Annotated in this window: 18 protein-coding genes and 1 tRNA gene; 8 read left to right on the forward strand and 11 right to left on the reverse strand. The window is 64.0% G+C overall.

The window, feature by feature from the left end:
* Positions 1-5 precede the first annotated feature (5 nt).
* From rfbC to rfbB, 4 genes are read right to left on the reverse strand one after another with little or no spacing between them, the layout of a single operon-like run.
* A complete protein-coding gene (gene rfbC, locus A6M56_RS09245) occupies positions 6-560 on the reverse strand; it encodes a dTDP-4-dehydrorhamnose 3,5-epimerase (RefSeq protein WP_102080810.1) in 555 nt (184 codons plus the stop codon).
* Positions 547-1,440: a glucose-1-phosphate thymidylyltransferase RfbA gene (gene rfbA, locus A6M56_RS09250; protein ID WP_102080811.1), complete on the reverse strand. Its 894-nt coding sequence runs from the start codon at positions 1,438-1,440 to the stop codon at positions 547-549. The genes rfbC and rfbA overlap by 14 nt, the downstream gene beginning before the upstream one ends.
* Positions 1,437-2,351, reverse strand: a complete 915-nt coding sequence (gene rfbD, locus A6M56_RS09255; protein ID WP_102080812.1) for a dTDP-4-dehydrorhamnose reductase — start codon at positions 2,349-2,351, stop codon at positions 1,437-1,439. Before rfbD ends, rfbA begins: the two co-directional genes overlap by 4 nt.
* Positions 2,344-3,396, reverse strand: a complete 1,053-nt coding sequence (gene rfbB, locus A6M56_RS09260; protein ID WP_102080813.1) for a dTDP-glucose 4,6-dehydratase — start codon at positions 3,394-3,396, stop codon at positions 2,344-2,346. The genes rfbD and rfbB overlap by 8 nt, the downstream gene beginning before the upstream one ends.
* 173 nt (positions 3,397-3,569) lie before the next feature.
* On the opposite strand from rfbB, the gene A6M56_RS09265 reads away from it, so the two are divergent.
* The 4 genes from A6M56_RS09265 to A6M56_RS09280 all read left to right on the forward strand — a co-directional run bounded on the left by A6M56_RS09265 (position 3,570) and on the right by A6M56_RS09280 (position 8,112).
* Entirely contained in the window at positions 3,570-4,958 is a 1,389-nt protein-coding gene (locus A6M56_RS09265) for a phosphomannomutase/phosphoglucomutase (RefSeq protein ID WP_102080814.1), read from the forward strand.
* Positions 4,959-5,001: 43 nt separating this feature from the next.
* Complete coding sequence (gene waaC / locus A6M56_RS09270; protein ID WP_102080815.1) at positions 5,002-6,000, forward strand: lipopolysaccharide heptosyltransferase I; 999 nt, start codon at positions 5,002-5,004, stop codon at positions 5,998-6,000.
* On the forward strand, positions 6,000-7,316 hold the full coding sequence (waaA, locus tag A6M56_RS09275; protein ID WP_102080816.1) for a lipid IV(A) 3-deoxy-D-manno-octulosonic acid transferase: 1,317 nt from the start codon (positions 6,000-6,002) through the stop codon (positions 7,314-7,316). The genes waaC and waaA overlap by 1 nt, the downstream gene beginning before the upstream one ends.
* 97 nt (positions 7,317-7,413) lie before the next feature.
* Positions 7,414-8,112, forward strand: coding sequence for an META domain-containing protein (locus A6M56_RS09280; RefSeq protein ID WP_102080817.1), 699 nt, complete (start codon positions 7,414-7,416; stop codon positions 8,110-8,112).
* On the opposite strand, the gene A6M56_RS09285 is transcribed toward A6M56_RS09280, so the two are convergent.
* The 4 genes from A6M56_RS09285 to A6M56_RS09300 form a co-directional block, all read right to left on the reverse strand.
* Positions 8,113-9,579, reverse strand: coding sequence for a TolC family outer membrane protein (locus A6M56_RS09285; RefSeq protein WP_459178724.1), 1,467 nt, complete (start codon positions 9,577-9,579; stop codon positions 8,113-8,115). It abuts the gene before it with no gap.
* A gap of 72 nt (positions 9,580-9,651) precedes the next feature.
* Positions 9,652-9,984 (reverse strand): rhodanese-like domain-containing protein, encoded by a 333-nt coding sequence (locus A6M56_RS09290; RefSeq protein WP_045786161.1) that lies wholly within the window; start codon positions 9,982-9,984, stop codon positions 9,652-9,654.
* A gap of 25 nt (positions 9,985-10,009) precedes the next feature.
* A complete protein-coding gene (locus A6M56_RS09295) occupies positions 10,010-10,660 on the reverse strand; it encodes a protein-L-isoaspartate O-methyltransferase family protein (protein ID WP_045787800.1) in 651 nt (216 codons plus the stop codon).
* A 95-nt stretch (positions 10,661-10,755) separates the two neighbouring features.
* Positions 10,756-11,496, reverse strand: coding sequence for a TetR/AcrR family transcriptional regulator (locus A6M56_RS09300; protein ID WP_045786162.1), 741 nt, complete (start codon positions 11,494-11,496; stop codon positions 10,756-10,758).
* A 200-nt stretch (positions 11,497-11,696) separates the two neighbouring features.
* On the opposite strand from A6M56_RS09300, the gene A6M56_RS09305 reads away from it, so the two are divergent.
* The 4 genes from A6M56_RS09305 to A6M56_RS09320 all read left to right on the forward strand — a co-directional run bounded on the left by A6M56_RS09305 (position 11,697) and on the right by A6M56_RS09320 (position 14,732).
* Entirely contained in the window at positions 11,697-11,954 is a 258-nt protein-coding gene (locus tag A6M56_RS09305) for a YkgJ family cysteine cluster protein (protein WP_102080819.1), read from the forward strand.
* 13 nt (positions 11,955-11,967) lie between these two features.
* Positions 11,968-12,567, forward strand: a complete 600-nt coding sequence (locus A6M56_RS09310; RefSeq protein ID WP_045786163.1) for a DUF1439 domain-containing protein — start codon at positions 11,968-11,970, stop codon at positions 12,565-12,567.
* A gap of 51 nt (positions 12,568-12,618) precedes the next feature.
* Positions 12,619-13,500, forward strand: coding sequence for an undecaprenyl-diphosphate phosphatase (locus tag A6M56_RS09315; protein WP_062737807.1), 882 nt, complete (start codon positions 12,619-12,621; stop codon positions 13,498-13,500).
* A gap of 119 nt (positions 13,501-13,619) precedes the next feature.
* Positions 13,620-14,732 (forward strand): NADH:flavin oxidoreductase/NADH oxidase, encoded by a 1,113-nt coding sequence (locus A6M56_RS09320; RefSeq protein WP_102080820.1) that lies wholly within the window; start codon positions 13,620-13,622, stop codon positions 14,730-14,732.
* An 18-nt stretch (positions 14,733-14,750) separates the two neighbouring features.
* Here the strand turns inward: A6M56_RS09320 and trmB are convergent, their stop codons facing one another.
* The 3 genes from trmB to A6M56_RS09335 form a co-directional block, all read right to left on the reverse strand.
* Positions 14,751-15,524: a tRNA (guanosine(46)-N7)-methyltransferase TrmB gene (gene trmB, locus A6M56_RS09325; RefSeq protein ID WP_102080821.1), complete on the reverse strand. Its 774-nt coding sequence runs from the start codon at positions 15,522-15,524 to the stop codon at positions 14,751-14,753.
* Positions 15,525-15,601: 77 nt separating this feature from the next.
* Positions 15,602-15,675, reverse strand: a tRNA-Gly gene (locus A6M56_RS09330).
* A 162-nt stretch (positions 15,676-15,837) separates the two neighbouring features.
* The gene (locus tag A6M56_RS09335) at positions 15,838-16,551 is read right to left on the reverse strand and encodes a hypothetical protein (protein ID WP_145997219.1); all 714 of its coding nucleotides are present in this window, start codon (positions 16,549-16,551) and stop codon (positions 15,838-15,840) included.
* Positions 16,552-16,955: the final 404 nt, after the last annotated feature.

Consider the following 16,955-nt stretch of genomic DNA (forward strand, 5'->3'; position numbering starts at 1 on the left):
GAATGCTATTTGGCAGCTCCTGCTGATACATAGTCGCGCAATGATGCGGCCGCGAGATCCTTGGCCGACAACACTGGTTCTCCACTTAGGGGCCAGTTGATCCCGATGTCGGAGTCGTTCCAGGCAATGCTGCGCTCATATTCCGGGTACCAGTAGTCCGTCGTCTTGTAGAGGAAGTCCGCCGAGTCAGACATTACATAGAACCCATGTGCGAATCCTTCCGGAATCCACAGCTGGCGGTGGTTTTCCGCAGATAGGATTTCTCCAACCCATTGGCCAAACGTAGGCGACCCGACCCGAACGTCTACCGCAACGTCAAAGACCTTGCCCAACACAACGCGTACGAGCTTACCTTGCATATGTCGCGATTGTAGATGTAGTCCGCGCAGGACCCCCCGTGCTGATCGCGAATGGTTGTCCTGGACGAAATTGACTTGACGACCTACAGCCTGCTCAAAGGCGCGCGCATTGAAGCTCTCAAGAAAAAAGCCTCGTGCGTCGCCAAATACCTTAGGTTCGAGCAGCTTGACTTCTGCAATGCTGGTTTCAATGACGTTCATAAAGGATCTTGTCCTCAAGAATCTTTAGCAGATACTCGCCGTAGCCGCTCTTTTTGAGCGGTGCGGCCAACGCCTGAAGCTTGGCGGCATCGATATAGCCCAGTCGGTACGCAATCTCTTCGGGGCAGGCCACCATCAGTCCTTGGCGCTTTTGCAGTGTGGCAATGAAGTTGGCCGCTTCCTGAAGCGACTCGTGCGTGCCTGTGTCGAGCCACGCGTGTCCGCGGCCGAGGATTTCTACCTGCAGGGCCTTGTCGGCGAGGTAACGCCTATTGACATCCGTGATCTCCAGTTCCCCTCGCGGTGAGGGGCGGACTTCGCGGGCGATTTCACACACTCGGTTGTCATAGAAATAGAGTCCCGTGACGGCGTAGCTCGAGCGCGGATTAAGCGGCTTCTCTTCGATCGAAAGTGCCTGGAATGTCTTGTCGAATTCGACCACACCGTAGCGCTCCGGATCGTGTACGTGGTAGGCGAAAACGGTTGCACCGCTGGTTTTGGCGTTGGCCTTGGCGAGTTGGGCGACCAAGTCGTGACCATAGAAAATATTGTCGCCAAGGATCAGCGCCGAAGGATCGTTGCCGATGAAGTCGGAGCCGATCAGGAACGCTTGAGCAAGGCCGTCGGGAGAGGGTTGCACCGCGTAGCGGATATTGATGCCCCACTGAGCGCCATCTCGCAGCAATTGCTCGAATCGCGGTGTGTCGGACGGCGTTGAAATGATCAGCACGTCTCGAATACCCGCCAGCATCAGCGTGCTGAGCGGGTAGTAGATCATCGGCTTGTCGAAAACCGGAAGCAGCTGTTTGGACAGCGACTGAGTAATGGGATAGAGCCGCGTGCCGGAACCGCCCGCCAGGATGATGCCCTTGCGTTTCATTTTTTTGCGCCTTCCAGGTTTGCAATCAAGTTGACTGCGGCTCTGACACCGTCCTGCCACGCGGGCAGGCGCACATCAAAAGCCGCACGTATCTTCTCCGTGGCCAACACCGAATTTGCAGGCCGGGCGGCTGGCAGCGGGTACTCCGTGGCGGGAATGCCGACAATGCCTTCGGCATCAAGCGTGAGCGGCAGGCCAGCCCTGTGAGCGAGATCAACAATGTAAGTTGCGTACTCGTACCAACTTGTGCGCCCACTTGCCGTCAGATGGAAAAGGCCGCTTACCGTGCTTCCCGAACTGCGCCGCAGCACGTTTCGCAAAACCTGGGCCGTAACGTCTGCGATCAGGTCAGCACTGGTCGGTGCGCCAAATTGGTCCGCGACGACACGTAACGATGTGCGCTCTTTGGCGAGCCGAAGGATTGTCTTCAGGAAATTCTGTCCATAGGCGCAATATACCCAGGACGTTCTAAGGACGACACCATTGGGGGTGTCCAAGACAGCCAAGTCGCCTTGCAGCTTGGAGCGGCCATAGATCGACGCCGGGTTCGGGGAATCGGTCTCAATGTATGGGGAGGTCTTCGTTCCGTCGTAGACGTAGTCGGTGGAGTAGTGAATGAGCGCGGCGTCTAGAGCGCGCGATTCCTCGGAGAGGATGGCCGGTAATTCGGCGTTGATCGTTGTAGCGCCGGCTTCATCCTGCTCTGCTCGGTCGACCGCAGTGTAGGCTGCAGCGTTGACAATCGAGATGGGTCGAACAGTGCGGACCAGGGCGCGAACGTCAGAAGCCTGGCTAAGGTCGCACTCCTTGCGGCTCACGGGAATCACGTCGGCAAGAATAGATAGCGAGCGCTGCAGGGCATAGCCGACTTGACCATTTGCGCCCAGCAACAAAATGCGCGGCTCAGCCATAGTGCAGCTTGGTCCAGTCTCGATAGGCCCCCGAGACGGCATTTTGGACCCAGTTTGGGTTATCGAGATACCAGCGAACGGTCTTGCGCAGGCCCGATTCGAACGTCTCCGCTGGGCACCAGCCAAGCTCCCGCTCCATCTTGGTGGCATCAATCGCATAACGTAGATCGTGCCCAGGCCGGTCCGCTACGAACGTGATCTGATCTCGATATGACCCGTGTGCCTTGGGACTCATTTCATCCAACAAGTCGCAAATGGTTTGCACTACTTCCAGATTCGTCTTCTCGTTGCGGCCGCCGATGTTGTAGGTTTCTCCGACGCGACCATGCTGAAGCACGGTGCGGATTCCAGCGCAATGGTCGGTGACGTAGAGCCAGTCTCTGACATTGGAACCATTGCCATAGACCGGCAGCGGTTTGCTCTCCAATGCATGGGTGATCATCAGGGGAATCAACTTCTCCGGGAAGTGATATGGCCCATAGTTGTTTGAGCAGTTGGTCGTGAGAACGGGCAAACCGAAGGTGTGATGGTAGGCCCGCACTAGGTGGTCGGAGCCCGCCTTGGAAGCCGAATACGGGCTATTTGGGGCGTAAGCCGTTGTTTCGGTGAATGCCGGGTCTTTGGGTCCCAGCGTGCCATAGACCTCGTCTGTCGAGACATGGTGGAAGCGAAAGCTTTCCTTGAGGCCGCCCTCAAGCTGGTTCCAGTACGCGCGAGTTGCCTCCAGCAGAGTGAACGTACCAACGACGTTCGTCTGGATGAAATCCGCCGGACCATGGATCGATCGATCGACGTGGCTTTCTGCCGCAAAGTGCACGATTGCTCGTGGGGTGTACTTAGCCAGCAGTTCATCCATTGCCACGCGATCGCAGATGTCGGCGCGCACGAACGTATGCCGGGCATCTCCCTCTAGCGACGCGAGCGACATCAGATTGCCGGCGTAAGTGAGCTTGTCGACGTTGACCACCGGCTCATCGCAACCGCGCAGCCAATCCAGAACGAAGTTGGCGCCGATGAAACCAGCGCCGCCAGTAATCAAAATCATGCGATTGTCGAGTCGTTGTTGCGCGCAGAAGAACTTGGACGAGGGCTGCGCGGTGGGGAAAGAGGCGGATGGCTCACAGGAGCCAGCCAAGTATTATAAAGGGCAAGCGGTTAGAATCCGAAACCACTTGTAACATTTCCGCGCGCTCGGCTCTCCAGTGCGCCTAGAGCCTCATGACACACCTAAATCCCACCATCTTCAAAGCCTACGACATCCGCGGCATCGTCGGAAAAACCGTCGACGCTGACACCGCCCGCCTGATCGGCCGGGCCTTTGGTTCGGCAGCCCGCGCCAAGGGCGAGTCGGCCGTGGTGATCGGCCGCGATGGCCGCCTGTCGGGTCCGGAGCTGCTGGCTGCACTCGCGGACGGCCTGCGCGCAAGCGGCGTCGATGTGATCGATCTGGGGCTGGTCGCCACGCCGATGGTCTACTTCGGCACCAACATCGAGCTGGCCGGCCGTCGCGCCACGTCGGGCGTGATGGTCACCGGCAGCCACAACCCGCCGGACTACAACGGCTTCAAGATGGTGCTCGCCGGCCAGGCCATCTACGGCGATGAGATCCAGGCGCTGCGCACGCGCATCGAGCAGGGCGACTTCACCGAAGGCGCGGGCGGGTACGTGCAGGTGGACATCCGCCAGCAGTACATCGACCGCATCGTCTCCGACGTCAAGGTGAGCCGCCCGATGAAGATTGCCGTGGACTGCGGCAACGGCGTGGCGGGGGCCTTCGCGCCGGCGCTGTTCCGGGCGATGGGCTGCGAGGTGACGGAGCTCTTCTGCGAGGTCGATGGCCACTTCCCCAACCACCATCCGGATCCGGCGCACGTCGAGAACCTGCAAGACCTCGTGCGCACGCTGCAGACGACCGACTGCGAGCTCGGTCTCGCGTTCGACGGCGACGGCGACCGTCTCGGCGTGGTGACCAAGGACGGCCAGGTGATCTTCCCCGACCGCCAGCTGATGCTGTTTGCGCAGGAGGTCCTCTCGCGCAACCCGGGCGGCGAGATCATCTTCGACGTGAAATGCACGGGCAAGCTGGCGCCGTTCATCCGCGAGCACGGCGGCCGCGCGACGATGTGGAAGACCGGTCATTCGCTGGTCAAGGCAAAGCTCAAGGAAACCGGCGCGCCGCTCGCCGGCGAGATGAGCGGCCACATCTTTTTCAAGGACCGCTGGTACGGTTTTGACGATGGCCTGTACACGGGCGCGCGCCTGCTCGAGATCGTCTCGCGCCTGGCCGACCCGAGCGCCACGCTCAATGCCCTGCCGAACTCGCACTGCACGCCGGAGCTGCAGCTGAAGTGCGCCGAGGGCGAGCCCTTCGCCCTGCTGGACAAGATCAAGGCGAACGCGACGTTCGAGGGCGCCAAGGAAGTCATCCGCATCGACGGCGTGCGCGTGGAATACGAAGACGGCTTCGGCCTGGCGCGGCCGTCCAACACCACGCCCGTGGTGGTGATGCGCTTCGAGGCGGACAACGATGCCGCCATGGCGCGCATCCAGGCGCAGTTCCGCCGCGCGATCCTGGCCGAGAAGCCGGACGCGCAACTGCCGTTCTGATCGAGCGGTTCGCACTCATGAGGTTGGGGGAAAGGATGGCGGCATGCGTGTGCTGATCGTCAAGGTGTCGTCGCTTGGCGATGTGGTGCATTGCACGCCGGTGGTGGCCGATATCCTGCGCGCGCATCCGGAGGCCGAGATCGACTGGGTGGTCGAGGAGGGCTTTGCTGGCATCGTGCGCATCGTGCGCGGCGTGCGCGAGGTGATTCCGTTTGCGCTGCGGCGCTGGCGCAAGTCGCTCGGCGCTGGCAAGACGTGGAACGAGATGGCGGCGTTTCGGCGTGCGCTGCGCACGCGGCCGTACGATGCCGTGCTCGATACGCAGGGGCTGATCAAGACGGCGCTGATTGCCACGCAGGCCAAGCTCGCACCGAATGGCTTCGTCGCGGGGCTCGGCAACCGTACGGACGGCGCGGGCTACGAGCCGTTGGCGAGGCTCTTCTATCAACGCAAGATCATGATGGAGCCGCGCATCCACGTGGTCGAGCGTTCGCGCCGCATGGTGGCCGAGGCGCTGGGCTACGCGCTGCCCGATACGATCGATTTTGGCCTGCAGCCGCCGGCGGAGCTGCCGTCCGCTCTGCCGCGCCCGTACGTGGCCCTCGTGCATGCGACGTCGCGCGCCGACAAGGCGTGGCCCGAGGCCGCGTGGGTCGAGGTTGCGCGTGAGCTGCTGGCCCGCGATTACGCGATCGCCCTGCCGTGGGGCAGCGAGGCCGAGCGCCGCACGAGCGAGTCCATCCGCGAGGCGATCGTTGCGGCGGTGCCTGGCACGGTCGGCCGCGTGGTGATTCCGCCGCGCATGTCGCTGCCCGACGTGACGGCGTTTCTCGATCAGGCGACGGCGGTGGTAGGCGTCGACACCGGCCTCGTACACATCGCCGCTGCGCTGTGCAAGCCGACGGTGGCGCTCTACAACTTCACCACATCGTGGCGCACGGGCGGCTACTGGACGCCCAATGTGCACGACCTCGGCAGCGCCGACGCCCATCCGACCAGCGCGCAGGCGCTCGATGCGCTGTGCGCGCTGGGTGTGCTGTGATGCTGCGCGTCCTGTATCGCTGGCTGTGGCGCATTGCGCTGCCCTTTGCGCTGCTGCGCCTGTGGTGGCGCGGGCGCAAGGAGCCCGGATACCGCCAGCACGTCGGCGAGCGCCTCGGGTTCTATCCGCCGCGCGTCAATCCCGATCGTCCGCTGCTGTGGGTGCATGCCGTATCGGTGGGCGAGACGCGTGCCGCCCAGCCGCTCATCGATGCGCTGCTCGCGCGTTTTCCGCACCACGCCGTGCTGCTCACGCACATGACGCCGACTGGCCGCCGCACCGGCGCCGAGTTCGCAGCGCAACGCAACGGGCGCGTCATCCAGGCGTATCTGCCATACGACCTGCCCAGCGCCGTTGACCGCTTCCTGCGCCATTTCCGGCCGCGCCTGGGGTTGCTGATGGAAACCGAGATCTGGCCGGTGCTGATCGAGCGCGCGTACGCTGCCGGTGTGCCGATGGTGCTCGTCAACGGGCGCCTGTCCGCGCGCAGCCACCGGCGTACGGCCCGTCTGGGCGATGCCGCGCGCGAAACCTACGCGCAACTGGCCGCCGTGCTTGCACAGACGCCCGACGATGCCGACCGCTACCGTTCGCTCGGCGTGCCGCGCGTGCGCGTGACGGGCAATCTCAAGTTCGACATCACGCCGCACGTCGACCAGATCATGGCCGGCCGCATGCTGCGCGACGCGTTGGGCGGCCGCGCCGCCTGGGTGGCCGCCAGCACGCGCGAAGGCGAGGAGCCGCTGCTGCTCGAGGCGTGGCAGGCGCACCGTGCGCAGCACGTCGGCAGGCGGCATGCGCTGCTGATCCTGGTGCCGCGGCATCCGCAGCGTTTTGACGAGGTGGCGCAACTGGCCGAGCGTGCCGGCCTGCGGGTCGTGCGCCGCAGCGCGCTGTCGATCTCGGCGGACGGCGTGGCGGGCGAGCTCTCGCTGGCAGAGGCCGATGTCCTGCTCGGCGATTCGATGGGCGAGATGGCGCTGTACTACGCCGCCGCCGAGGCCGCGTTCATCGGCGGCAGCCTGTTGCCGCTGGGCGGGCAGAACCTCATCGAAGCCTGCGCCGTCGGTACGCCGGTGGTTATCGGCCCGCATACGTTCAACTTTGCGCAGGCCACGCGCGACGCCGTGGCGGCGGGCGCCTGTATCCAGGTCGACGATGCGGCCGCGGTCACGCGCGTGATCGACACGTGGCTCTCCGACCCCGATGCGCGCGAAGCCGCGTCCCGCGCCGCACTTGCCTTTGCCGCCACGCACGGCGGTGCGACGGCGCGTACCGTGGAGGCGGTGGCATCACTGGTGCTGCCGACGCTGTAGCCGTGCATCGTCGGCACGAAAAGTGCGAACTCATCGCGAACCGGGCAGACTAACGGCTCTTTGCGCATTTGCATTTCGTCATTGTTCACGACTGTTCATGTCTCAACCGAATCGTCCCACGCCCACCTTGCTGCGGACGCCGCGCCGTGTGGTGCTGACGGCCGCAGCCCTGGCGGTATTGACCGCTGCCACCATCATTGGCGCCGGCTGCATGACGCCGACGGCTTCGTCCGGGGCCGCCGCCGCGGTCGCCGCCTCCGCATCCGAGCCGCACGCTGCGGCATCGGCCGCCGCCGCTGATAAACCGAGGCCGGCCAATGCCGCGCCCAACCCCGGCCAGGCCACGCTGACTCAGGCTCAAGGCGAGGGCCGCTCGCGCTTTGTGCTGATCCGTTGGCAAGAGCCCGGCATGGCGCCCAAGGTATTGCCCTCCAGCGAAGACGACGGCGCCGATGCGGCCGCGCAGCCGCTGTCCATCGAGTTCAGCGCCGGCCTGGAGGCCGCCAACGGCGTGGCGTCGGGCTACTCGGGCTGCAACCGCTTCACGGGGCCGTACGAAAAGCTCGCGTCGGGCATGCGCTTCGGCAACCTGGTATCGACGCGCATGGCCTGCGATCCGGCACGCATGGAGCTGGAGAATGCGTTCCTGGAGGCGCTCAAGTCGCCGCTGGCGACCGTAGGCATGCAGCCTTCCGCCAGCGGCACCCACGGCCGCCAGGTCATCTGGAAGACGGCCAGCGGCGCGCTGCTCCAGTTTGCCGAGCGCCCGCTGCCGCCGCGTGGCCAGTCACACTGATCAGCGCTTGGCAGATTGCGCTGCGGCCTTTGCGGGCCCCGTCCTGGCGACGCGCGCCGGCAGCGCGGTGATGTCGCTCGAGCCGCTGGCCGTGAGGAGCGTGTTCACCTGGATCACGTCTGCCTCGCTGAGTGTGCCGGCCGCGGACTTGAGCCGCAGGCCGTTGACGATCGTGTCGTAACGCGCGCGCGCGAGGTCACGCCGGGCCTGGAAGAGCTGCGCCTGCGCGTTGAGCACATCGGTGCCGATACGCACGCCGACACCGTAGGCGAGCTGGTTCGACTCATACGCCGTGCGTGCCGAGAGTTCGGCGGCTTCCAGCGCCTTCACCTGGGCCAATCCCGCAATCACGCCGATATACGCTTGCCGGGCGCCTTGCTCGGCAGAGCGGCGGGCGAATTCGAGGTCGTTCGCGGCCTTGGTCTCCAGTGCGATGTTCTCGCGCACGCGCGACTGGATCGCCCCACCCGCAAAGATCGGGATGGACACCTGTACCCCGATCTGCGAGCTGTCAAAGCGCGCGCCGCCGGGCAGCGAAGGCAGGTACTGGTTGCCGCTGGCATTCGTGTGGCCGGTCTGCGCGACGAGGTCCACGGAGGGCAGGTGGCCGGCCGCGGCCTTCTTCACATCGCGTTCGGCGCTCTGCAGGTTGTACTGCGCCAGCGCGACCTGCAGGTTGCCGGTGCGCGCTTGGTCCACCCACGGTTCGGCGGCAGCGGGCTCCGGTTGCGGCAACGTGGCTCCGGCGCGAACGCCTGCCAGCGTGCCGACGGGTTCGCCCACGATCTGCCTCAGCGCCGACTGCTTGACCTCAAGGTCGCTGCGCGCGGCGATGACGCTGGCTTCGATCGCGTCGCGGCGGGCCTGCGCGTCGTTCGCATCGGTGATGTTGGCGTTACCGACGTCGAAGTTGCGGCGCGCCTGTTCGTACTGCTGCTGGATCGCATCGCGCTGCGCGAGCGCGAGCTGCAGCGTGTCCTGCGCGTTGAGCACGTCGAAGTACGCCTGCGCCGTCCGGGTGATGAGGTCGAGCTGCGCTTGCGCGAGCGATGCTTCGGCGGCCTGGGCGGCAATCTCGCCTTGCTTGTAGGTCTCCCAGCGGTCCCAGCGGAACAGCGGCTGCGAAAGCGACAGCGTCCAGCCCGTCGACGAGAACGTCTTGTTGAAATCGACCGGCGCGTTCTGATCGAAGATGATGCGCGTCGTGCTCCACGCACCGCCCACCTGCGGCAGCAGGCCGGCGCGGCCCTGCGTGAGCTTCTCGCGCTGCGCGAGCGACTGCGCGCGCGCCGACGCGAATTGCGGATCGTTGGCCAGCGCGGCGCGGTAGGCGGAAAGCAGATCGGTCGCGGCCGCTGCGCCCGCCGGGGCCTGGGCCCAAGCGAACATCGGCATCATCGACGCGCACAGCACAACAAGTGCACCGCGCGCGGCCATCCGCGTGCGGCTACTGCGAGCAACAGTCATAAAGCCCCCGAGCGAGGAAAACGTTCGGAAGGCAGCGCGGACCACCGGGCGTGGTCCGCGTGGCTTCCCCAATCAGTACGTCGTCATCTGCGGGTCCACCTGGTTGGCCCAGGCATGGACGCCGCCCTGCAGGTTGTAGACGCGGGCCGGATCGAAGCCCGCACGCGTGATCAGAAACTGCGCAACCTGCGCGCTGCGTCCGCCGTGGTGGCAGATGCAGACGATGTCTTGGTCAGCATCCAGCTCGCCCGCACGTGCAGGAATCTGGTCCATCGGGATATGCGTGATCCCGGGCAGGGCACAGATTTCGAGCTCTTCCGCCCAGCGCACGTCGAGCAGGACGGGCTTCGCGCGCGATGCGTCGGCGAGCCATTGGGCGAGGGCGGTGGGAGCGAGCTGTTGCATGGTGATTGGGGCAGTCGGGGCGGGGTCAGAAGCGGAAGTGCGAGGGCGCGGGAATTCCGACCAGCGGTGCCACGTACGTCTCGAACAGGTTGCGCGTCTGGTATTCGGTGTTCGAGATGCGCGTGATGAGCTGCGCTTCCATGACCGGCGCGCCGCCGACGAAGATCGACAGGCGGCCACCCACCTTGAGCTGCTTGAGCAGCGCTTCCGGCACGGCCGGCACCGAGCCCGACACGCAGATCACGTCGTAGAGGCCATCGCCCCAGCCTTGGGCGCCGCTGGCTTCGACGACGTCGACGTTCGTCACGCCGTTGCGCGAGAGGTTGTCGCGTGCAAAGGCGACGAGTTCGGGCACGACGTCCAGCGTGGTGACCTGGCGGCCGCGATGCGCCAGCAGGGCTGCCATGTAGCCGGAGCCGGCTCCCACTTCGAGCACGTCTTCATGCTTGCGCACGGCCAGTTCCTGCAGCACGCGGGCCTCCACGCGCGGGGCCAGCATGTTCTGGCCGCCGGGCAGCGGGATTTCCATGTCGACGAAGGCCAGCGCGCGGTAGGCCTCAGGCACGTAGTGCTCGCGCTTGACGACCGTCAGCAGGTCTAGCACGTCGGTATCGAGCACGTCCCACGGACGGATTTGCTGCTCGATCATGTTGAACCGGGATTTTTCGATGTCCATGGGCATGCCTTCCATGCGGAGCAAATGATGCGAATGAGGGTTTGACGACAAACCCGGCATTTTAGCAAGTCCGGAGGACATTCCGGCAGCGGTTGTCATGACGTGGCGCCTTCATCGGGATTGCCGCGCGTGGCCGGGTTGCGCCAGGGCTGGTCGGTGAGGGCAGGCAGCGGCGGAACCGTCGCGCCGACCGCCGGATTGCGCAGCACGCCGTGCAGCAACAGCGAGACCACGTGCGAGATGAACGCCCTTGGGTCGAGCTGCCGATGCGAACACGGGCCGAAGGAGTGCTTCCACAGCATCAGGAAGATCATCGGCGCGGCCATCGTCAGGGTGGTCAGGTCGATATCGACGTTGCGCAATTCACCGCGCGCCATGCCGCGCTCGAGGATGCGCGCGAACAGCCGGTCGCAGCGTGCGATGACTTCCTCGTGGTAGTACTGCGCCAGGTCCGGGAAGTTGCCCGATTCGGCCATCAGCAGCTTGGTCAGGCCAGAGGCGGGGGATTCGCCGATCAGCTCCCACCAGCCCATCAGGATTTCGTGCAGCAGCGCCTCGGTGGTGCCCTCGAAGGTGTCGATGAAGGCTTCGCCCTCAGCCAGCGCGGGCAGGAGGTTTTCCTGCACGACGGCCTTGAACAGCTCTTCCTTGTTGGCGAAGTACAGGTAGACCGTGCCCTTGGACACACCCGCCGCCGAGGCCACGTCCTCGAGCCGTGTGGCCGCGTAGCCGCGCGCCACGAACAGGTTCAGCGCGGCGGCAACCAGTTCCTGCGGACGCGCCTCTTTGCGGCGGGTCCAGCGTTTGGCGGAAGACTCGGAATCTCGATCGGTCACGACGGCAACAACGGTAGGGCGGGTCACGCGGCAAGCGCCACTGACTCGCAGATAACTTACTTTCGGGTCATTAATGTACGCACGCTGTACAGATGGGTCAAGCGACATCGACGCTGTCAATCAGATCAGGGCTCGAAGTGCACGCATTGTGCTAGTGCACAATAGCGGCTTCTGCCTTGATGTCACCGACTCGCACGGCCATGGATTGCCGACCTCACTGTGGGGCATGCTGCATCGCGCCCTCGATCTCCAGCCCGATCCCCGGGATGCCCGGCGGCAAGCCGGCGGGCGTGCGGTGCGTGCAACTGGACGAGGCCAACCGCTGTCGCATCTTCGGCCGGCCGGAACGCCCGGCCGTATGCGGCAGCCTGCGGCCGGAGCCCGACATGTGCGGTGCCTCGGCCGTGCACGCCATGCAGTTCCTGACCCGGCTCGAGGCCGCCACTGCAAGCTCCTGATGCCTGATGTGCCATGACCGATTCTGAAATTTCCACGCCGTTCGTGCGCGCCCGCCGTGTCCGCTGGTGGGCGGGCGCCGCCGCCATGGCGGTGTCCATTGCCGCCATGCTCGTCGCCTGCATGCCGACGGGCTGGACGGGCGACGGCTACACCTTCTCGCGCAGCCAGATGCAGGATGCGCTCGCCCGCAAGTTTCCGTTTCAGCGGCGCTTTCTCGGCTTCTTTGACGTGACGCTGTCCAATCCGCAGGTGGCGCTGGACCCGGCGCGCAACCGCATCGCCATCCAGGCCGATGCACGCGTGGAAAGCGGCCTGTTTCGTGAACCGCTGACCGGCCCGCTGGCCGTCTCCAGCGGCCTGCATTACGACGCGCCCACACGTTCCATCCGCCTCGATCAACCGAGCGTCGACCGCTTTGACCTGCAGAACGTGCCCGGCGGCGTCGGCCCGCAGATCAGCGCGATCGGTTCGCTGATCGCCGGGCAGTTGCTCAACGATTACGCCGTCTACACCTTCAAGCCCGACCAGCTGAAAGTGGCTGGCATTGCTGTGGAGCCCGGTACAATCACGGTTTTGCCCGAAGGCGTGCACGTCCAGGCCAAGCGGCCTTGAACCCGGTGCACCCCTCAGCGCTTCGTTTTTCTTCCCCTGTTTGCTCACTGCATGGACATCGCACTCGCCATCAAAGCGCTGATTCTCGGCATCGTCGAAGGCCTGACCGAGTTCCTTCCCATCTCCAGCACCGGTCACCTGATCCTCGCCGGCCAATTGCTCGACTTCAATGACGAGAAAGGCAAGATCTTCGAGATCGTGATCCAGTTCGGTGCCATCCTGGCGGTGTGCTGGGAGTTCCGCCACAAGATCATCGACGTGGTGAAGGGCCTGCCGAACGACCCGCGGCAGCAGCGCTTCGCGATCAATGTGATCGTGGCGACGATTCCTGCGATCACGCTCGCGCTGATCTTCGGCAAGGCCATCAAGGCGCATCTGTTCAACCCCATCGTGGTGGCGTCGGCGTTCATCGTCGGCGGTTTCGTGATCCTGTGGGCGGAATGGCGCGAGCGCCATCGCGGCGAAACGCACGACCCGCGCGCCAATGCGCTGCTCGAAGCGGCCAAGGCCGGCGCGCCGCGCATCGAGACGCTGGACGACCTGCGCATCTCCGACGCCATCAAGGTGGGCTTCGCGCAGTGCTTTGCGCTGATCCCGGGCACGTCGCGTTCGGGTGCCACCATCATCGGCGGCCTGCTGTTCGGGCTGTCGCGCAAGGTAGCGACGGAGTTCTCGTTCTTCCTCGCGATTCCGGTCATCTTCGGTGCGACGGTCTACGAGATGTACAAGTCGCGCGCGCTGCTGTCGGCCGACGACCTCTCGATCTTCGCGGTGGGCTTCGTGGCGGCGTTCATCTCGGCATTCTTCTGCGTGCGCTGGCTGCTGAAGTTCATTGCCACGCACGATTTCCGTGGTTTCGCGTGGTATCGGATCGTCTTCGGCATCATCGTGCTGGTGACGGCGTACACGCACCTCATCGCCTGGCAGCCCTAAGCCGCCGGCAAGCATTTCCCTTCCTCGGCGCGCGGCTTTCGCGCCGTCTGCACGATCGGGCGGATTCGGACACACTGGCGGTTTCTTCCGTCAGCCGCTGACAACCGGATCGCCTGATCATGAGTGCACTTTTCCAGCCTTTTTCCCTGCGCGGTCTCACGCTCGAGAACCGCATCGTCATCTCGCCCATGTGCCAGTATTCGGCCGACAACGGCCGGGCGGCAGCATGGCACCACACGCACCTGGGCAGCCTGTCGCTGTCGGGTGCAGGCTTGCTCATGATCGAGGCGACGGCCGTGTCGCCCGAGGGCCGTATCACTCACGGCTGCCTGGGTTTGTGGGACGACGCAACCGAGGCGGCGCTGGAGCGCACGCTTGCGGCCATTCGCCAGAACGCGCTGGTGCCGTTCGGCATGCAGATCGCACATGCCGGCCGCAAGGCGTCAAGCGCGCGCCCGTGGGAGGGCGGCGCGCTGCTGCCGCTGGACGTTGGCGGCTGGGAGACGATGGGCCCCTCCGCATTGCCGCAGCGCCCCGAAGAACGCGCCCCGCGCGAGATGACCGATGCCGACCTCGCCCGCGTGCGCGAGCAGTTTGTGGAGACCGCCCGCCGTGCGGTGCGCCTTGGCATGGCGGCCATCGAACTGCACTGCGCGCACGGCTATCTGCTGCACGAATTCCTCTCCCCGATCGCCAACCGGCGCACCGATGCGTACGGCGGTTCGCGCGAGAACCGCATGCGTTATCCGCTGGAGATTTTCGATGCCGTGCGCGCCGTGGTGCCTGACAACATCCCGGTGGGCGTGCGCGTGTCGGCCACCGATTGGGTCGAGGGCGGCTGGACGCCAGAAGATTCGGTGGTGTTTGCGCAGGCATTGCGCGCGCGTGGCTGCGACTGGATCGATGCCTCCTCAGGCGGCGTGTCGCCGCTGCAGCAGATTCCGCTGTCGACGGGCTACCAGGTACCGTTCGCCGAGAAGATCCGCAACGAGGCCGACATCCCGACCATCGCCGTGGGCCTCATCAACGAGCCGCATGAGGCCGAGGCGATCGTGGCCGAGGGTCGCGCCGATCTCGTCGCCATCGGTCGCGCCTTCCTCTACAACCCGCATTGGGCATGGGCCGCCGCCGCCGAGCTTGGCGCGACGGTCAAGGCGCCGCCGCAATACTGGCGCGCCTTCCCGCGCCACGCCAAGAACCTCTTTGGCGAGACGCATTTCGGCGCGCGTTGATGTGCGCGCCGGCCGTGGTCAGCCGCGCTTGCGGAAGACCACGTCCCACACGCCGTGCCCGAGGCGCAGGCCGCGCTTCTCGAACTTGGTGACGGGGCGATAGTCCGGGCGCGGTGCGAAGCCGTCCGCGGTGTTTTCGAGCATCGGCTCCGCAGACAGCACCTCCAGCATCTGGTGGGCGTATTCCTCCCAGTCCGTCGCGCAGTGCAGGTAGCCGCCCGGCTTCAGGTGTGCGGCAAGGCGCGCCACGAACGGCCCCTGGATCAGGCGCCGCTTGTGGTGGCGCTTCTTGTGCCACGGGTCCGGAAAGAACACGTGGATGCCATCCAGTGTGCCTTCCGCAATCATGTGCTCGAGCACTTCCACCGCGTCGTGCGACACGATGCGGATGTTGCCGATGTCGCGCTCGCCAATCAGCTTGAGCAGCGCGCCCACGCCGGGCTCGTGCACTTCCACGCCCAGGAAATCGTCATCCGGACGCAATTGCGCGATGTGCGCGGTGGTCTCGCCCATGCCGAAGCCGATTTCGAAGATGCGCTTGGCGCCGGTACGGCGGAACGCGGCATCCCAGTCGAGCGGTTCGGTGGCGTAGGGCAGCAGGAAGCGCGGGCCGAGCGCTTCGATGGCACGCTGCTGGCCGCTGGAGGTGCGGCCGGCACGGCGCACGAACGAACGGATGCGGCGCAGGTGGCCGACTTCCGTGCCGGGGTCGGCGTCTGCTGCGGCGTTGGTATCTTGCGATTCCGGCGTGGCGTCGTCGGGGCCGGTGCCCGGTTGTTCAGTGGGCTGCATGAGGATCCCGGTGCCAGCACTGCGTCAGGCGCAGCAGGCAACAAAAAAGCCGCCGAGGGCGGCTGCAGGCTGTTCGGTGGAGCGGGCGATGGGAATCGAACCCACGGCTCTAGCTTGGGAAGCTAGGGTATTACCATTATACGACGCCCGCGTAGCCCCACATTCTATGCGGGGTTGCGGCGGTTCAGCAAGCTGAGAGCGTGGAGGGTGGCGTGAAAAGTGGCGCCACCGCCACTCCGCTCGCTGCATTCGCTGGCGCCTGTCTCCCCCCTAAACCCCCTGGCTCGCTAGCAAGTAGCGTAGCAGGAGCAGTTCAATCATAGCCCCTGCAGATGCTGGCGCTCGCGAGACCATGGTTGTCTCTGCAAAAGATGCGCATTGCCTCGCCAGGTGAGTCCGATGTGGTCGGAATCCAATAATTGCTTACCACCAAATACTTGACGGTTACCAGAGTCGATCGAAGCCCGATCCAAGTCAAAGCGTGCTCGAGTGACGACAGTATTGGATTGGAGGACTCGATTTCATATTGAATGCTAAAAATGGCGGCGTCCGGTTCCATCCAAGGGCGGTCAGACAGTGGAGGTAAGCGGAACTTTTTCTCTGAGTTTGCCAATATTTTTTGTCCGTCAAGCTCTTTGTACGCTGCCGCAGGAATGTAATTTATGTTCCCACCGGGAAGTTCAACCTTACCGTCCGGCGTGATATTCGCGTATAGGTCTTGGGTTGTGTGGTAAACGAGCTGCTGCGAGGGTGCGCTCACGCGAAAGCGCTTGACTACTTTGTCAGATGGAGTGGCGTTCTTGAGCTGAAATTCATAGCCGCGATTGAGTGCCTGCACGAACTCAAGCGACACGTCACCTACCAGATACTGATAGGCCCCAGTCGCCAGCAAGGCAGAGATACCCGAGCCAACAAGGAACTTCCATGATCCGGCAAACCCTTTGCTTTTTCGTTCATTGTCTCGTTCGGGTTGAGTGCTGCTGCCGGCGCCGGTATTACCAATTCTCTTCTTTCTCTTTTTTCTCATAAAGTGGTTTCGTTCATGCCTATTATTAATGCTGGATTGATGTGATGGTAAAATCTATTGCGAGAGTCGTGTGTGTTTTATTTTGTCAGGCAAATTTTTGTGCGCGGCAAGAGTGCCGCCCTCCCCATGTTTCCATTTGATATATGCAGAACTGCGTGAGTAATGTTGTCCGTTACAGCGGAGACTTGGCGGTGGTGGGTAGGGGTTTGGCAGATAACTGAGTTATTTGTATTGCTATATGCGTGACTTATCTGCTCGAATGTTGATCGTTTGATTTATTGTTTCCATCCCTTGAGGGTGGGGCTATGCATGATTCGGGTGGATGTTCGCAACACTAAAGTCTGTGTTTCGCAAGTCTTATTATTAAGGTTTGGTAACCATTGGTGAGTATTTGCTGTTTGTGT

This window comes from Ralstonia sp. RL (assembly GCF_001683835.1).
Taxonomy (GTDB): domain Bacteria; phylum Pseudomonadota; class Gammaproteobacteria; order Burkholderiales; family Burkholderiaceae; genus Ralstonia; species Ralstonia mannitolilytica.

What these genes read in the sequence shown, in the direction of transcription:
- rfbC (WP_102080810.1), bottom strand. Translation starts at nt 560, where the DNA reads ATGAACGTCATTGAAACCAGCATTGCAGAAGTCAAGCTGCTCGAACCT.
- rfbA (WP_102080811.1), bottom strand. Translation starts at nt 1,440, where the DNA reads ATGAAACGCAAGGGCATCATCCTGGCGGGCGGTTCCGGCACGCGGCTC.
- rfbD (WP_102080812.1), bottom strand. Translation starts at nt 2,351, where the DNA reads ATGGCTGAGCCGCGCATTTTGTTGCTGGGCGCAAATGGTCAAGTCGGC.
- rfbB (WP_102080813.1), bottom strand. Translation starts at nt 3,396, where the DNA reads ATGATTTTGATTACTGGCGGCGCTGGTTTCATCGGCGCCAACTTCGTT.
- A6M56_RS09265 (WP_102080814.1), top strand. Translation starts at nt 3,570, where the DNA reads ATGACACACCTAAATCCCACCATCTTCAAAGCCTACGACATCCGCGGC.
- waaC (WP_102080815.1), top strand. Translation starts at nt 5,002, where the DNA reads ATGCGTGTGCTGATCGTCAAGGTGTCGTCGCTTGGCGATGTGGTGCAT.
- waaA (WP_102080816.1), top strand. Translation starts at nt 6,000, where the DNA reads ATGCTGCGCGTCCTGTATCGCTGGCTGTGGCGCATTGCGCTGCCCTTT.
- A6M56_RS09280 (WP_102080817.1), top strand. Translation starts at nt 7,414, where the DNA reads ATGTCTCAACCGAATCGTCCCACGCCCACCTTGCTGCGGACGCCGCGC.
- A6M56_RS09285 (WP_459178724.1), bottom strand. Translation starts at nt 9,579, where the DNA reads ATGACTGTTGCTCGCAGTAGCCGCACGCGGATGGCCGCGCGCGGTGCA.
- A6M56_RS09290 (WP_045786161.1), bottom strand. Translation starts at nt 9,984, where the DNA reads ATGCAACAGCTCGCTCCCACCGCCCTCGCCCAATGGCTCGCCGACGCA.
- A6M56_RS09295 (WP_045787800.1), bottom strand. Translation starts at nt 10,660, where the DNA reads ATGGACATCGAAAAATCCCGGTTCAACATGATCGAGCAGCAAATCCGT.
- A6M56_RS09305 (WP_102080819.1), top strand. Translation starts at nt 11,697, where the DNA reads ATGGATTGCCGACCTCACTGTGGGGCATGCTGCATCGCGCCCTCGATC.
- A6M56_RS09310 (WP_045786163.1), top strand. Translation starts at nt 11,968, where the DNA reads ATGACCGATTCTGAAATTTCCACGCCGTTCGTGCGCGCCCGCCGTGTC.
- A6M56_RS09315 (WP_062737807.1), top strand. Translation starts at nt 12,619, where the DNA reads ATGGACATCGCACTCGCCATCAAAGCGCTGATTCTCGGCATCGTCGAA.
- A6M56_RS09320 (WP_102080820.1), top strand. Translation starts at nt 13,620, where the DNA reads ATGAGTGCACTTTTCCAGCCTTTTTCCCTGCGCGGTCTCACGCTCGAG.
- trmB (WP_102080821.1), bottom strand. Translation starts at nt 15,524, where the DNA reads ATGCAGCCCACTGAACAACCGGGCACCGGCCCCGACGACGCCACGCCG.
- A6M56_RS09335 (WP_145997219.1), bottom strand. Translation starts at nt 16,551, where the DNA reads ATGAGAAAAAAGAGAAAGAAGAGAATTGGTAATACCGGCGCCGGCAGC.